Here is a 16,409-nt window from a genome sequence, read left to right on the forward strand (position 1 = left end):
TATTTTTATTACTTTTTTCTTAACCTAATCAGTTGTCTAGCCGCCTTGAGACTACGGATTTTTCAGTCCCACTTTGCACTTAAAATCCTATCGCAGTTCTTGTAATGAATTTAATCAATAACTCTCCTTTCAAAGTTGGGATACTCAAAGATGTGCAAGTACTCGTTGTAGACAACGACCTCGATAGTGGAGTGCTCTATAGTATCTTTCTTAAATATTTTGATGCAAATGTGGTTACGTGCGGCTCTGTAAACGAAGCTTTAGAAATCCTTGGTTGGTTTGTGCCCAACATCGTGATTTGTGAAATTAGATTCTTAGGTGAAAGTATTTACACATTGATTAATAGATTGAATGCTATTCAAGCAGATAATAAAAATCAGATCCCAATTATTGTTACTTCAACATGTGCCACAGGTAGCCTCAGCCAAATTCCAGATGTGCAGTTTGAGGGATATTTGCTTAAACCAATCAACCTTGACAAAATGGTTCTCATGATCAGCAATTTAGTGCAAGCTGGTAGAAGTATTTCATCAGCTTATGGACAAGGTTTTGTCCAGGAAGTAACAGCAAAGTCTTACTAATAAATACTAATTCTATAGATGTTTATAGTGATTTAAAAAACTGTCAAAATCTACTAAATATTACAGGGGTTTATGGTGATCAAACTTTCGATTTTATCGCGCGACATAGCTAAGCTACGTATTTTGAGTAGAGATATGTTTTCTCAGCAGTTTCCGTTCTGCTCACCAGGTAAAAGGGTCACTGACCAAATAATTACTAATTCGTAATGGGCTACGCCCCGCTGCGCTAACGTAATTCGTAATTAAAAGGGTACAAGCCCTCTAGAAGTGCAACTACGAATTACGTAGCTTGCTTCTCGCACCTTGGCGAGTATTATCAATTACGAATTATTGTTACCCCACCAGTCACATCTAGCAGCCAAGAGATATTAATAACCAAATGAATGAGGTTTAGACCATGAAAGATGATGAGTTTGATTTACTGTGTCTTAACTTGCCGAATTTAGAAATACGAGTTGAGGAGCGCACGGCTGAGCTTTCTCATCTCAACACGCTTTTGCAACAAGAAATTTGCGGCGATCGCCACCAGGTAGAAGTGGCGCTGCGGGAGAGTGAAGAACGGTTTCGTTCCTTAAAGACATCATCGCTCATCGGCTTGTGGCAAACTGACTCTCAGGGACGTTGCCTGTATACTAACGCACAGTGGCCAGATATTTTCGGTCTGACTCTAGAACAAAGCCTTGGCCATGGCTGGATAGGGGCGATCCATCCTTGGGATCGACAGATAGTATCTGCTAATTGGGAGGCGTGTATTCATGAAAATCGGGAGTTTTCGCAGGAATTCCGTCTCTTAACCCCGCAACGAGAGGTGCACTGGGTGCAAGCACAAGCAGCGGCAGTATATTCTGCTACAGGCGAAATCCTCGGCTATGTTGGCACAGTTGAAGATATCAGCGATCGCAAACACACAGAGATTTCACTGCAAAAGCAAATCGAGCAAAAGCGACTAGTGATCAAAACTATCCAGCGCATCCGCCAGAGTCTAAACCTGAACGAGATTCTGAATAACACTGTTGTTGTCAACCAGGGTGCAACAGCCCAGCGATCGCACCCTGGGGAAATCGATTTGCTCCAGCAACTAGCAACCCAAGTGAGTATTGCTATACAAGAATCAGAAGTGTGTGAGCAGGTACAAGCCGAACTTATGAAGTTCAAGAGAGCAAAACAGAGAATCCGCAAACAAGCAGCTCTACTTAATATCACCACCGATGCAATTATCGTTTGCACTCTACAGCAGCGAATCTTATTCTGGAATCAAGGTGCGGAGCGATTATATGGCTTTTCAGCAGTAGAAGCGATCGGTCAGAATGTTAACGAGCTTTTTGACCAAGAAATTCTGCCACAACTGGAAGAGGCTGAAAAGACCATTGTTGAGCGTGGCTCGTGGCAGGGTGAATTATCTAAACAGACAAAATCTGGTAAAGAAGTCATCGTCGCCAGTCGCTTAACACTAATGCGTGATGAAGCAGAGCAACCCAAATCCATCCTTATCGTTGACACCGATATCACCGAGAAGAAACAATTAGAAGCTCAATTTCTCCGTACCCAACACTTTGAGAGTATCAGCACGTTAGCTTCGGGCATTGCTCATAACCTCAACAACATCCTGACGCCCATTTTGTCCTCATCCGAAATGTTGGCGCTCAGACTCCCCAATCTCGATGCACAGAATCAGCAACTACTTGATATTCTCGAACAAAATTCTAAACGCGCGGCGGATTTGGTCAAGCAAATTCTGATGTTTGCACACGTATCTGAAGTCAAGGGCGTTACTTTGCAAATAGAATATCTGCTTTTGGAAATTGAGCAAATTGTTAACAGTACATTTCCAAAATCTATCAAAATCAGTAAAAATTTACCTAAGCAAAACCTCTGGACAATTAAGGCAGATCCCAATCAAATGCATCAGGTGTTAATGAATCTATGCGTCAACGCTCGTGATGCGATGCCCAAAGGCGGAACTCTATATATCTCTGCGGAAAATTTATTTGTTGATGAAAACTTTGCCAAGCTGAATCTGGATGCTCAAGTGGGTTCATACATAGCCATAACTATCTCAGATACAGGCTTTGGCATTCCTCCACTAATTTTAGAGCAAATTTTTGAACCATTTTTCACGACTAAGGAAGTAGGCAAAGGCACAGGGCTAGGTCTGTCAACGGTGCTTAGTACTGTCAAAAACCACGGTGGTTTTATTAACGTGGAGAGCGAGGTAGGTAAAGGTAGTAAATTTCAGGTGTATTTACCTGCTGTTAAAGAAAAGACAAGGCAACAAACAGAGAAATTGAAACTGCTCAACGGCAACGGTGAACTGATTCTAGTTGTAGATGATGAAGCCGCAATCTTGGAGATTAGCAAAACTTTGCTAGAAGACTACAATTATAAAATTCTAACGGCTAGTAATGGTATTGAGGCGATCGCATTGTACGCTCAGCACAAAAATCAAGTAAGTCTAGTGTTGATGGATATAATGATGCCAGCAATGGATGGACTAACCGCCATCTGCATCTTGCAACAGATGAACCCACAGGTCAAGATTATTGGTGTTAGCGGTGTTGGTCTAAATAGCCAACTTGTCGAAGTTACTAGCGCTGGCATCAATGTACTTGTGAAGAAGCCCTACACTCTCCATGAATTATTGCACGCTATTTACAACGTCTTGAGCGAGCCATAAGCTGTTAATACTAGTCACAGCCTTGCTTAAAAGAAATTAATCATCCAAGGAGAGACACCTGCAAATATTTGCGTAGCTGCTAAGAGTGCTGTTTCTGTAGCATCAAGCTTTCCTGCTAGCTGCAAATGGTAAGGGGTGAACAAACTTGTGTACACGGGTGCTAATCCTCTGATGTCTAGCTGTAACTCGCCTTTACCACCTTTTGTAACTTCACCACGTCCATTAGCGACAGAAAGGATAAATTTACCGTTGTTGTCAGCTAATAAGTCATCTTTAACTTCCAAATGCAGTTCAGCTTGGATTCCCAGCGGATAACCCCTTAGCTCTAACGCCTTCACTAAATCTATTATCCGCAGCATCCAACGCTCGTGATGCGATATCTTGGCAGTTTGCTCTGGTAGTTGCAATGTCAAAGAATCAATTACAGAACTCTTCCATTGCACTTGTTTAATTTGCGAGCGATGATTAGCAACAAAAGACCAGAAACTCTGTGCAGCAGCATCAGTGAGAATTACCCAATCTCTCACCCGCAAAATTGCGCTATCTTGTGTTGAATGTTGGCTGAAGATGATATAACCTTGGGGTTTGTCTTTGTCACCAATAAGATAGCCATAAACAGTTTCTTGATTATTTGGTTGAATTAATCCCTGCCAAATTGCTAAATTCCGGTCTAAATAACCATGAGTGAGTTTCGCCTGCTGCTGATACAGGTGATGAAAGACTTGATGATTGATTGGAATTATCGGTTGCAAAGGTAGCGGTTGCTCCCGCACCTGGATACTCTCAGTCGGAATTTCCCAACTGCACAAGCTACCCCCCTGTTCATACCCCGCTTTCCGATACAAGCGTTGAGTCGCTGGATATAAAACAGAGATGGGAACTTCTTGAGTGTGGAGTTCTTTGAGGGTATGCTGCATGAGTGCGATCGCTGCTCCCGATCCGCGATACTCTGGAGCAATACCCACTGCGGCAATTCCTGTCATCGGTACACGCTGACCACCCCACCACTGACCCATCGCCAGAGTTGCTAGTCCCCCAATAACTTGCTCAAATGCACGGATAAAGCGGAAGTTTTCTGTACCAATGCGGTTGATGTAGATTTCGCTGTCACCGGAGGACATGAGATAACACTGTTCGAGGATACTCGCAAGTTGCTGGATATCCTGGGGATGGGCGAGAGTGCTGTATTCAAATTGAGGTGTCATCGTTTCTACCATTTAGTAGTACGAAATCACAATCATACTACAAAAAGCGTTTTTTGTGTTCAAATATACTATTTCGTATCCTTGTTTAATTTTACCTATCTACTGACTACCAGTTCGTTAATCCTGCAACAATTCTAAAAATTGAGCTTCATTTAACTGGGTAATTTCTAATTTCTGCGCCTTTTCCAACTTAGAACCGGCATCTTCTCCTACCACTAAATAATCTGTTTTTTTACTTACTGAATCAGTTACTTTCCCACCAGCTTTTTGAATCAATGCCTTCGCTTCATCTCGCTTTAAAGTTGGCAATGTACCTGTAACTACAAAAGTTTTACCCGTTAATTTTTGATTACCATTATTAAATGTTTTCGTTTCCTCTGTGCTAGCTAATTGCAAACTAGCATCTTTGAGGCGAGAAATTAAAGTTTGATTCGCACTAATTTGAAACCACTGGTATACAGACTGAGCAATTTCAGCACCAATGCCGTAAATACCTTCAATATCTGACTGCTTGGCTGTTGCCAACTGTTCGACTGTGAAATACTTCTCGGTCAATAATTGGGCATTTACACTGCCAACATGACGGATGCCTAAACCATACAATACCCTTGACCAAGATTGGTTTTTCGATTGAGCGATCGCATCTACTAATTTCTCTGCCGATTTTTTCCCCATCCTTTCCAATGCAGATAATTGTTCTGCTGTCAAGTCGTATAAATCGGCAACAGAATGCACCAAACCTTTATCAACGAGTTGATGCACCAATTTTTCCCCCAGACCTTTAATATCCAAAGCATCACGGCTGACCCAATGCTCAATTGAGCCTTTGAGAATCGCCGCACAGGAAGCATTGACGCACCTGGTAACTGCTTCACCCGATTCCCGCACCACTAGTTGAGCGCAAACTGGGCAATGGGTAGGCATAACAAAGGGTTGGGCGTCAGCGGGACGGAGTTCTTTGAGTACCCTTACTACTTCCGGGATGATTTCTCCAGCTTTGCGGACAATGACAGTATCACCGATGCGGAGGTCTAATTGGGTAATGCGATCGCTATTATGTAAAGTAGCGCGAGAAACTGTCGTCCCCGCTAATTGTACTGGGCGCATCTCTGCTAACGGCGTTAATGCCCCCGTCCTACCGACATTCACAGCAATATTTTCGACGCGGGTGGGTGCTTCTTCTGCTGGGTACTTTAACGCTACTGCCCATCGGGGGAATCTTTGTGTAAAACCTAGCTGTTCTTGAAGTTTAAAAGAATTCAGCTTCACTACCACCCCATCAGTCATATAGGGTAAATTCAGCCGTTCTGTATCCCAGTATTTATAATATTCAGCCACTTCAGCTGAAGAACTACACAGCTTATGGTTAGGGTTAACTCGAAAACCCATCTTTTCCAACAATTCCAACGCTTCCCATTGGGTATTGGCAATACTGGCGTCATCTCTACCAGGAATGTGCAGCGTGTAAGCAAAGAAATCTAACCGCCGCTTAGCGACAATCCGGGAGTCTAATTGCCTAAGTGTACCAGCAGCAGCGTTGCGGGGATTGGCAAATAATTGCTCACCAGCTTTTTGCCTTTCCTCATTAATTTGTTTAAACACTTCCAAAGGTAAAAACGCCTCGCCGCGCACTTCCACCCTTTCCAGGATTTCTAACCCTTCAAAATTTAGGCGCAAGGGAATTGAGCGAATTGTTCGCACATTTTGAGTGATATCTTCACCCGTTACCCCATCACCCCTAGTTGCACCCCTAACTAGAATCCCATTGTGGTAAGTCAAGGCCAAGGCGGAACCATCAATTTTGAGTTCAGAGACATATTCCACCGAGTCAATTTTCGGTACTTGTCGCCGCCAGCGTTGATCCCAGCTTTGTAATTCATCAATATTAAATGCATTCTCCAGACTATACAGAGGGATATTATGCCGCACCGAAGTGAATTGCGTTGCCGGTTTCTCACCCACGCGCTGAGTAGGACTATCGGGTGTCATCAATTCTGGATACTGAATTTCTAGTTGTTGCAATTCTCGATACAGCTGGTCATAAACTGCATCCTCCATAATTGGTGCATCTAGGACATAATATGCATAGCTGGCTTGTTGCAATAACTGGCGCAGTTCTTCTATGCGCTGGACTTCCGGCTTAATCTGTATCATTAGACTTGTTAAAAAATACCTAGCGAAGAAAATTTAAAGATGATGAAACCTGCGGAAGCAGGTTTTGGTAAGGGCATTAAAAGATTTTGGCAAGAGGTTGATTAGCGATCCCAGTCTTCGACTTCATATAAAAATCTAGTTTTGCCAATCAGTTTGCGATTAGCAGAGGTACTTTGAACAAACACAACATACTTTTCTAGGTTACTCGGTTTAATGCGAATTGATGCATCCATCGGTAGACCTAACATTTCTCGTGCAGCCCCTCCTTCAAATAAATCACCAGTTGCCCTATCCATTAAGATAATTTCTTTTTGAGCTTGGATAGTTTCCGTTTTCGTAAATTCATAGAAACCACGCCCAACTTGGAAACTCAAACCATTTTCTAAAACAAAAGCTTTAATTGAAATATCTTGCTCAACTTCTAAAATCTGAAAACGTCCTGGAGTAACCGCGCGTAAATCAGCAGATTCATAATATGATGTTGCTTCTCGCTTCATCATGGTGTTAAACATTTTATTTAACCCCCGACTCATGCGCCCTTGGTCAATTACTTCTTGTTCATAAGCTTGTAGCTGCTCATTTGATGATTGCTGATAGCAGACTGCTAGAAACAAATCAGTAATATATGAAAACTGGTCTAGGTTGATATGAAATCCACCGGATTTTTCTGCAAGTTCTTGATAAAAAGGATTGGCATGGGGACGATTGAGTGCCTGAATGCCGTAAACTGTAATTTCTGCATCAGCTAATTTATCTAATTCTTTGCGCCAGTTCAACTTTTTAGGATTGTGCGCTGGAGCGTGGGGAATATCATCACCAATCAAAACTAGCGATTTTGATGCTGACTTTGACCAAGATAGAGATTGGGCTTCATGTAATACTAATTCATAGCATTCTGGTGCATCTCCGCCACCAGTCGGTTCTACATTTTGGACAAAATCACAAATAGCATCAACATCGCCGGATAGATTAAAGTTTTTAGTGACATAAGTTGAGCCTTCATCACAGTAGTCACCATGAGCAATAATTCCAATGCGAATCAGGGGAATTTCGTCTATTAGTCTGGTAACGGTGTTTTTGATTTTGCGCCGTACCTGAGTTAGACATGGATACATACTCCCAGTAGTATCAAAGCTGAAAACAATCTCTATATTATTATTTGGCATACGCTTACCCAAATTTGACACATTTATTTTATACTTCAATTTTAACTTTTGGGGAGTTTATAGCAATCCTAGGGCGATCGCATCTTATTTAATAATAAAAACTAAAAAAGATTTTAACATAACATAAATAATCCTAAAAATTACTATATTTCTAAATAAAATAAGTCAGCAACTTGTCAAAAGCATGAATTAGCTTATCTCCAAATCCCTATTTATTAATACCAAAAAACTTATTGATTGGGTATATTAAATTATGCTTGTCTGAAGAAAAGTGAAACTTTCACGTAAAATTTTCAATTCAAGTTTTGATATACTAGTTTTAGCGTTAGCTTAAACTCTTGCTAAATATTTGTCATCCATCACGGCAAGAAACTGTTTATTTTTTATTCCATGTTTAACACGCTTCTCTTTACATTTTTTTAAAGACAGCTTTTGAGCATTCTTGTAAGCAATCTCAATTCTTTGAAATTATGGAAAACTACAGATTTTTCTCAGGGTGATCGCACTCGTTCTTTTTTCAAAAGGCTTAAGTTGAAGGAATAACGGAAGAAGAAGCGATCGCCAAGCGGGTAATTACAGGTTTTCATCAAGGCAATCGCAAGATTTGCACTTTATAAAATTGGAGTCATAGGGCACATCCTAGCTTGTCACTGCTTGTTTCTTTCCATTCTCGTTACCGTCCACACTAAGAACAAATGACGGTTGCTGTGAACTGGAAGTAGATGACTCGCCTCGCAGTCCCCTGCGGCGTTGACTCTTGGGAACTCCTCCCGCCATGCCATACTCTACACTGCTTTTGCCATATCGAGTCCCAACTCCCATCAGCATGTGCTCTGTCATATCTCCCAATTCACGCTCTGTTTGCAGCATTTCACGGTATAACTTATCCACGTTAGAAAGGGCGCTGTTGTATGCGTTCTCTTTAGTTCGCATTGTCTCAATTAGAGTTGAGAAGGCAGGTAGGGTGAGTCCATTGCCCACATCTAAATTCGGATCAATTGAGTCCATACCAGCTGCACGACGCACTGCTTTTTTTAACACTGGAGAGCTTCTTTTTCTACGACTCATAATACGCACCTTGTAAAATAGTACGGTTAATATTCTTTACCTTAAAAAATATCCGTATCGATCAGCCTGAGAAAATTCTGGCAAATCTGCAACGGCTTTTGCTACAAGCGTATAGTTGTCATAAATGCGCGATCTACTGAAATGAGAAAGCATTTCAGCCAAATGAGTCAGCAAACTCCGGTTTGCTTGCGGAAAATACCAAAATGAGAAAGCATTTCAGCCAAATGAGTCAGCAAACTCCGGTTTGCTTATAGAAAACACTAAAATGAGAAAGTAATTAGGCATTTTGAGAAAGATTAATTTTGTGGGCTGCGCTGAATGTGTAGACGCGGAACCAATACGGTTCGGTTAAGCTGCATAGGCTTTAAAGATCCCCCTTAATCCCCCTTAAAAAGAGGGAAATAGAACCATTCTTAGCCCCACTTGGAAAGGGGGGTTGGGGGGATCGAGTCTTATCCGAACCGTATTGGACGCGGAACGGCTTTTGGATTCAGTCTGTAAACAATTTGCTGGTGTTTTTGGCAATTTTCATCCCACAAGTACATAAATTGATTTTGGTTGCGTCAATAAGAATATAGAACGCAAGCTCAAGATGCTTAACTTTGCTAAATCAAGAAGCTTAGGATTTTAACAAGGAGAAGAATTGAAGTGGGTAATTGTAGCGATGTCTGGTGACAAGAAGCAGAGCTTCTACGCACTTTTGGTGATAGGGTTGATTTAGGCGATGTCTACGATGGTCACTGAGCTTGCCGTTGGCGCAGCCTCTTGTAGAGAAGTGCAGGCTACGCCTCGCATTCTTAGCAAATCTGTCAAATTGGAAAAAGATTCCACTAAATGAATTCAATTATGATCGCTTCTTGGTGCTATCTCTAAGCTATAGTTTTCTTCGGTACATAACTGTTGAAGTTCTTTAAATACTTGAGCTAGAGATGTTTTCGCAGTTTTTTGCTGCCAGTTTAGAAATTCTTTAAAAAGCTCAGGATCTACAATCGCAGCCACTAGTTCCTCTTGAGTATAAATTAGCTGAGGTTCTTGACTAGTCGCATTAATTATGGAAGGTAGCTGTTTTTTGGCTTCTTCAAGTGTCCATTTCATTCTCAAAATCTCCAAGTTTTGGAAGCATTGAATATAGAGACTGTTTTCAAGTTAGCTTATTTTCCCAGGCGATCGCATTTCTGGTGATGGGGCTGGTGCTTCTTGCCAGTCATATTGAGGATTTGCGCTTCGGAGTTCCAATTCTGGGGGGCTAGGTCGGGTATAATCCTCTTTACACAACTCCAAATTAAAGGCAGCAAAAGCCGACTGCAACGAACTTTTCTCTACAGGTTCCGATCGCCCTAAAGTTCTGGATATAGTGTGTAAGGCTAAATGTGTGCGAGTGCTCAGTTCTTCTAAAGAAAAGCTATCTCCAACATTCTTTTCCCATTCTGCTTTAGCTTTGGGGATTTATAAGAGAGCAAAAAGGAGTATGTAATTTTTCAATGTTCATAAATAGAATGAGGATTAAAATACCGGATACAAACTTAAATTGATATATAACTTACGAAATTTAAAATGATATAAGCTTATGGCGAAAAACTTCACAAATGCAACTCCAATTATCATTGGACATCGAGGCGCTAGTGGTTATCGTCCAGAGCATACTTTGGCTGCTTATGAATTAGCGATCGCACTCGGTTCTGACTACATTGAACCAGACTTAGTTTCAACAAAAGATGGTATTTTAATTGCTCGACACGAAAATGAAATTTCTGAAACTACCAATGTTGCTAGCCATCCAGAATTTACTAACTATAAAACTACTAAAATAATTGATGGAGAATCAAAAACTGGCTGGTTTACTGAAGATTTTACCCTTGCAGAACTGAAAATACTAAAAGCTAAAGAACGCATTCCCGAACTGCGTCCCCAAAATACTGCTTATGATGGAATATTTGAAATTCCCACCCTGCAAGAAATCATTGATTTAGCTCAGCAAAAAAGTGCCGAAATTGGTCGTACTATCGGCATTTATCCAGAAACTAAACACCCGACTTACTTTAAGTCTATTGAGTTATCCCTAGAAGAACCACTATTAAATACTTTAGTTGCAAACGGTTATCAGGGAGCTAACGTACCTGTTTTCATTCAGTCTTTTGAAGTGAGTAATTTGCAAGATTTGTCTACAAAAACTGATCTACCTTTGGTACAATTGCTCAATTGCAGTGGCAAGCCTTATGATTTTATAGTTAGCGGTAATAATCGCACCTATGCAGATTTAGCAACTCCATCAGGGTTACAAGAGATTGCTAAATATGCTCAAGCGGTGGGTATTCATAAAAATCTGTTGGTTCCCAGAGATAGCAAGGGTAAATTGCTTGCGCCGACATCTTTAGTTAATGATGCTCATGCAGCTGCTTTGCTAGTTCATGTCTGGACTTTTCGCAACGAAGACTTCTTTTTACCCTTGGACTTTCAAGGGAATCCTCAAGGAGAATATGAACTGTTTTTTAGCTTGGATATTGATGGCGTATTTAGCGACTATCCAGATACAGCAAGTTGCTATTCTACTTATTAGTGGTACTTGCCTTGTTTCCTAGCTGGGGCATTTTATCCAAATCACCCACATATACAGCGATTTTCAGTTGAGTAGACTACAAGAAAAAACCTAGCCCCCTACCCCCTTCCCTACTAGGGAAGGCTACGGTGTACACACAAGTCTTTTAGAGTTGCCCCACAGGCTTTTGATCCCCCCAACCCCCCTTAAAAAGGGGAGCAAAAACCTCTCAAAGTCCCCCTTTTGAAGGGGGATTCAGGAGGATCTACAACGATTTTGGTTTTGTACAGAGATGTGTGTACACCGTAGACTAGGGAAGGGGGAAATTCAAAGCCTCTCTCCTTTTAGGAGAGAGGTTTGGAGAGAGGTTTGCGTGTGGTCTATTCATTTGAAAACTGCTGTATATCATGTTCTCTGTTAATAAAAACTTCAGATAATGCCTGATAAGCTTCAGTCCAAGCTGACATCACTTCTTCTGTAGCGGCTTCCCTCAATACATCTTTCATTGCTTGCAATAAGCTCTCTCCGACAATAGGATATTGCTCTGGCAAAACATGAGTCTGCACATGGCGATGAGCAATCTTTTCAACCATTGATGTTAAAGCAGGTAGATTATCAATTTGGGTAGCATAGCCATAAACTGCTGTAGCTAACCTTGTAGGCTGAGAACCATCTGCTTGAGCAGACATATCAAATTGTTCTCTGATTTCGGGATGATTCCGAAACATGACTTCATACATGCGAGTTGTGATTTGCTGACCGTGCTTTTTTAAGCTAGGTGCTGTAGATTTAACGATATCTATTGTTTGTTGGCTAATCATAGTCTCTCGAACCACTTTGAATGTTGATTTCAATTTAGTGGTTGTTTCTATTCGTTACTATGAGCTAGCTCAGTTAAGGAGTGAAATCCTTGTTAGGGCCGAATGTAGAAAAGGAACTTTCTGCCTTTCGTGCTCGGAACTCGAAACTTCGTGCTCGGAACTCGGAACTCCGTGCTCGGAACTCGGAACTTCATGCTCGGAACTCGAAACTTCGTGCTCAGAACTCGGAACTCCGTGCTCAAAACTCGGAACTCCGTGCTCAGAACTCGGAACTCCGTGCTCAGAACTCGGAACTTCGTGCTCAAAACTCGGAACTCCGTGCTCGGAACTCGGAACTTGGAAAATTTTCAGATAGTTACAGAAAGATTCTGTGATTGTAGCGAGGCACTTGCCCTAAAAATAAGGCTCTATCTGTAGTTAGAGGCATTATTAACTAATCGCAACAAATATGACAATAGTAGAATGCAGTTATACGCGTGCCCTATATCTATAACTCCATATTTTATATGCAGACAATTAGCAAAAAGTCAACAAAAAGAGCCTGGGCAGGTGCGATCGCCAAACCCGCAGAAGAATTTTCCCCTACCCAGCTACCAATTATCTCTGGCAAAATCCCAGATGGCTTACGTGGCTCACTTTACCGCAATGGCCCCGCACGACTAGAACGCGGTGGATTACGAGTGGGACACTGGTTTGATGGAGATGGGGCAATTCTCGGCGTCCATTTTACCGATGCAGGAGCAACGGGAGTTTATCGCTACGTAAAAACAGCAGAATACGAAGCTGAAACTCAAGCCGATAAATTCCTCTACAGCGTCTATGGTACGCAGAGTCCAGGGCCAATCTGGAAGCGCTGGAATCAACAGATAAAAAACGCAGCTAATACTTCAGTGTTGGCTTTACCTGATAAACTTTTGGCTTTGTGGGAAGCAACTAAGCCTTACGCTTTAGATCTGCAAACTCTAGAAACCAAAGGATTGGATGATTTAGGTGCTTTGGACAAGGGATTACCCTATTCGGCTCATTACAAGCGCGATTTAGGCACAGGCGAGATTTTTAATTTTGGGATCAGTGTAGGAGCTTTTGCACAGTTGAATCTCTATAAGAGCGATCGCACTGGTAAGATTATCCAAAAATCCGCTTTCAAGCTAGATCGCTACTCAGTAGTACATGATTTTGTCCTGACTCAAAAGTATCTGGTGTTTTTTGTTCCACCAATGGGGATGAAAACACTATCAACTTTACTCGGTTTAACTACCTTCAGTGAAGCTTTATTGTGGGAACCTCAGCTAGCAACTCAGGTGTTAATCTTTGATCGCGAAAATTTATCCCTCGTTAGTCGCGGCGAAACCGATCCTTGGTTCCAATGGCACTTTGGCAATGGTTGTGAAGACAAAGACGGCTCAATAATTCTGGACGTGGTGCGATATTCCGACTTTCACCAAACTAACGAGTTTCTCAGAGAAGTAGCTACTGGCGAGACGCACACAGTTGCTAAGGGGACACTGTGGCAAGTGCAGCTTAATCCACAAACTGGTAAGGTGACAACACAGGAAATTGTCAACCGTAAATGTGAGTTTCCAGTTGTGCAGCAATCGCAAGTTGGGCAGCCTTGGCGTTATACTTACATCTCATTACTGCCACAAAGAGCAGATATAGACAAAGAATTATTTGAAGCGATCGCCCGTTTTGACTACAAAACCGAAACCCTCACCGAAGCAGACTTAGGAGCAAATCGCTACCCTTCCGAACCCATTCACGCTCAAGATCGCCAAAATCCTGAACAAGGTTGGGTGCTCACCGTTGTCTACGATGGCAATACTCATACTAGTGAAGTTTGGGTATTTGATAGCGATCGCTTGAACGAAGAACCCGTCTGCAAACTCGGATTACCTAGCGTCATCCCCCACAGCTTTCACGGTACATGGAACCCAGCCTCATAACTCCTCCGCGTTCCTCTGCGTTTTCCTCTGCGTTTAAAAACTCCCTAACTGAGCAACTCTGGAGCAATTTTTAAATAGGGCTGCTGAGTAGAAATATGAATTGGTATCACGCAGAGGCGCGGAGTCGCAGAGAGTAAGAGTTGAGAATACTTGATCTGGGAATTTCATATGATCATTCGGCAACGCCCTAAATAGAATAGAAATAAAGCTTACATAACATTACGCTGATTAAGCATCATTGACCATGACCACTTCTAAACGCCACTACCACATCATTACTTTCGGTTGTCAAATGAATAAAGCTGACTCAGAGCGCATGGCTGGCGTTTTGGAAGACATGGGCTTTGAGTGGTCAGAAGATCCGAATAATGCAGATTTGATTCTTTATAATACCTGTACGATTCGGGATAATGCCGAGCAAAAGGTTTATTCTTACCTTGGCAGACAAGCAAAGCGTAAACATGAGCAAACAGATTTAACTCTTATTGTTGCTGGTTGCGTTGCCCAGCAAGAAGGTGAAACACTGTTGCGACGAGTCCCAGAATTAGACTTGGTAATGGGGCCACAACACGCCAACCGTCTCAAAGATTTGCTGGAGTCAGTGTTTGCCGGTAATCAAGTTGTAGCAACTGAGCCAGTTCACATTATCGAAGATATCACCAAACCGCGACGCGATAGTAAGGTGACGGCTTGGGTAAATGTGATTTACGGCTGTAACGAACGCTGCACTTATTGCGTAGTTCCGAATGTGCGAGGAGTAGAACAATCCCGCACACCGGAAGCCATTCGCGCCGAAATGCTAGAACTAGGACTACAAGGTTACAAGGAAGTAACTCTACTTGGTCAAAATATTGACGCTTACGGTAGAGATTTACCCGGCGCAACATCGGCAGGTAGACATCTGCACAACTTTACAGATTTGCTTTATTTCGTCCATGATGTACCAGGAATAGAACGGCTAAGATTTGCTACTAGTCACCCACGTTATTTTACTGAAAGACTGATTCGGGCTTGTGCCGAGTTACCCAAGGTGTGCAAACACTTCCACATTCCCTTTCAATCTGGGGATAACGAACTTTTGAAGGCGATGGCGCGGGGTTATACCCATGAGAAGTATCGCCGGATTATCGATATAATTCGGCAGTATATGCCAGATGCGTCAATTAGTGCTGATGCGATCGTGGGTTTCCCTGGAGAAACAGAAGCACAGTTTGAAAATACTTTGAAACTGGTGGAAGATATCGGCTTTGACATGTTGAACACAGCAGCATATTCGCCCCGTCCGGGGACACCCGCCGCTTTGTGGACAAATCAGTTGAGTGAAGAAGTCAAAAGCGATCGCCTACAAAGATTAAATCATCTAGTTAACGTGAAAGTCGCCGAGCGATCGCAACGTTACTTCGGTCGCATCGAAGAGGTACTAGTAGAAGACCAAAACCCCAAAGACAAAACTCAGGTAATGGGACGCACAGGCGGTAATCGCCTTACCTTCTTCACTGGCGATATCAATGAACTCAAAGGAGAGTTGGTAAAAGTAAAAATTACCGAAGTTCGCGCTTTTAGCTTGACTGGTGAACCTGTAGAAGTGCGACAAGCGATACCAGTCTAACTGTTTAACACTTTTGTCTGGTCGAGGCTGCTTCAAACCGGACATGATGTTACAGTTCTCAGGTAGAACTTTGTGTGTCAACTGGTATTCAGTCATCTCCTTAATGTCCAGCTATCTGACCCGTTTCCTCAGTGTCCGATTTCGACATCTTCGAGGATGCCGAGTGCATCAGGAACAAGAACAGCTGCGGAGTAGTAGGCGGTGACGAGGTAGGAGATGATAGCTTTTTCGCTGATGCCCATGAATCGGACTGACAAGCTGGGTTGGTATTCGTCGGGGATACCAGTTTGGTGTAGGCCGATTACGCCCTGGTCTTCTTCGCCGGTACGAAGCACCAATATAGAGCTGGTCTGAGCATCGGTGATGGGAATCTTGTTACAAGGAAGAATGGGTACACCACGCCAGGCGGACACCATGCTGCCATCTAGATCGATGCTTTCTGGGTAGATGCCAAGGCGATTGCACTCCCGACCGAAAGCGGCGATGGTGCGGGGATGAGCCAGGAAGAACTTCGACTTCCTCCGGCGGGTCAGCAGTTCGTCGAGGTCATCGGGGGTTGGTGGGCCGTTGCGTGTGTAGATGCGCTGTTTGAGGTCGGCGTTGTGCAGCAACCCGAATTCGCGGTTGTTGATTAACTCGTGTTCTTGACGTT

The 16,409-nt window shown here is 42.6% G+C and carries 12 protein-coding genes and 1 pseudogene; 5 read left to right on the forward strand and 8 right to left on the reverse strand.

The window, feature by feature from the left end; genetic code table 11:
* The first annotated feature begins 104 nt into the window (after positions 1-104).
* Both HCR01_RS27645 and HCR01_RS27650 read left to right on the forward strand, forming a co-directional pair.
* Positions 105-581 (forward strand): response regulator, encoded by a 477-nt coding sequence (locus HCR01_RS27645; protein ID WP_193199237.1) that lies wholly within the window; start codon positions 105-107, stop codon positions 579-581.
* A 397-nt stretch (positions 582-978) separates the two neighbouring features.
* Positions 979-3,255 carry a PAS domain-containing hybrid sensor histidine kinase/response regulator gene (locus tag HCR01_RS27650; RefSeq protein ID WP_193199238.1) on the forward strand — a complete coding sequence of 759 codons (2,277 nt, stop codon included), beginning with the start codon at positions 979-981 and terminating at the stop codon, positions 3,253-3,255.
* Positions 3,256-3,281: 26 nt separating this feature from the next.
* Here the strand turns inward: HCR01_RS27650 and eis are convergent, their stop codons facing one another.
* The 6 genes from eis to HCR01_RS39105 form a co-directional block, all read right to left on the reverse strand.
* The gene (gene eis / locus HCR01_RS27655) at positions 3,282-4,460 is read right to left on the reverse strand and encodes an enhanced intracellular survival protein Eis (protein ID WP_193199239.1); all 1,179 of its coding nucleotides are present in this window, start codon (positions 4,458-4,460) and stop codon (positions 3,282-3,284) included.
* A gap of 117 nt (positions 4,461-4,577) precedes the next feature.
* Positions 4,578-6,614, reverse strand: coding sequence for an NAD-dependent DNA ligase LigA (gene ligA / locus HCR01_RS27660; RefSeq protein WP_193199240.1), 2,037 nt, complete (start codon positions 6,612-6,614; stop codon positions 4,578-4,580).
* 101 nt (positions 6,615-6,715) lie between these two features.
* Positions 6,716-7,780, reverse strand: coding sequence for a vWA domain-containing protein (locus HCR01_RS27665; protein ID WP_193199241.1), 1,065 nt, complete (start codon positions 7,778-7,780; stop codon positions 6,716-6,718).
* A gap of 639 nt (positions 7,781-8,419) precedes the next feature.
* Complete coding sequence (locus HCR01_RS27670) at positions 8,420-8,848, reverse strand: hypothetical protein (protein WP_193199242.1); 429 nt, start codon at positions 8,846-8,848, stop codon at positions 8,420-8,422.
* 840 nt (positions 8,849-9,688) lie between these two features.
* Positions 9,689-9,943 carry a prevent-host-death protein gene (locus HCR01_RS27675; RefSeq protein WP_193199243.1) on the reverse strand — a complete coding sequence of 85 codons (255 nt, stop codon included), beginning with the start codon at positions 9,941-9,943 and terminating at the stop codon, positions 9,689-9,691.
* 51 nt (positions 9,944-9,994) lie between these two features.
* Positions 9,995-10,156: a hypothetical protein gene (locus HCR01_RS39105; protein WP_226889673.1), complete on the reverse strand. Its 162-nt coding sequence runs from the start codon at positions 10,154-10,156 to the stop codon at positions 9,995-9,997.
* A 259-nt stretch (positions 10,157-10,415) separates the two neighbouring features.
* On the opposite strand from HCR01_RS39105, the gene HCR01_RS27685 reads away from it, so the two are divergent.
* Positions 10,416-11,405, forward strand: coding sequence for a glycerophosphodiester phosphodiesterase (locus tag HCR01_RS27685; protein ID WP_193199244.1), 990 nt, complete (start codon positions 10,416-10,418; stop codon positions 11,403-11,405).
* A 359-nt stretch (positions 11,406-11,764) separates the two neighbouring features.
* Here the strand turns inward: HCR01_RS27685 and HCR01_RS27690 are convergent, their stop codons facing one another.
* A complete protein-coding gene (locus HCR01_RS27690) occupies positions 11,765-12,205 on the reverse strand; it encodes a globin domain-containing protein (protein WP_193199245.1) in 441 nt (146 codons plus the stop codon).
* Between the two features lie 506 nt (positions 12,206-12,711).
* On the opposite strand from HCR01_RS27690, the gene HCR01_RS27695 reads away from it, so the two are divergent.
* Complete coding sequence (locus HCR01_RS27695) at positions 12,712-14,148, forward strand: carotenoid oxygenase family protein (RefSeq protein ID WP_193199246.1); 1,437 nt, start codon at positions 12,712-12,714, stop codon at positions 14,146-14,148.
* A 244-nt stretch (positions 14,149-14,392) separates the two neighbouring features.
* Positions 14,393-15,757 (forward strand): tRNA (N6-isopentenyl adenosine(37)-C2)-methylthiotransferase MiaB, encoded by a 1,365-nt coding sequence (gene miaB / locus HCR01_RS27700; protein ID WP_193199247.1) that lies wholly within the window; start codon positions 14,393-14,395, stop codon positions 15,755-15,757.
* A 128-nt stretch (positions 15,758-15,885) separates the two neighbouring features.
* On the opposite strand, the pseudogene HCR01_RS27705 reads toward miaB, so the two are convergent.
* Positions 15,886-16,409 (reverse strand): annotated as a pseudogene (locus HCR01_RS27705) (Crp/Fnr family transcriptional regulator); the annotation flags it as partial.

It is taken from the genome of Nostoc sp. MG11, assembly GCF_014904695.1.
GTDB lineage: Bacteria > Cyanobacteriota > Cyanobacteriia > Cyanobacteriales > Nostocaceae > Komarekiella.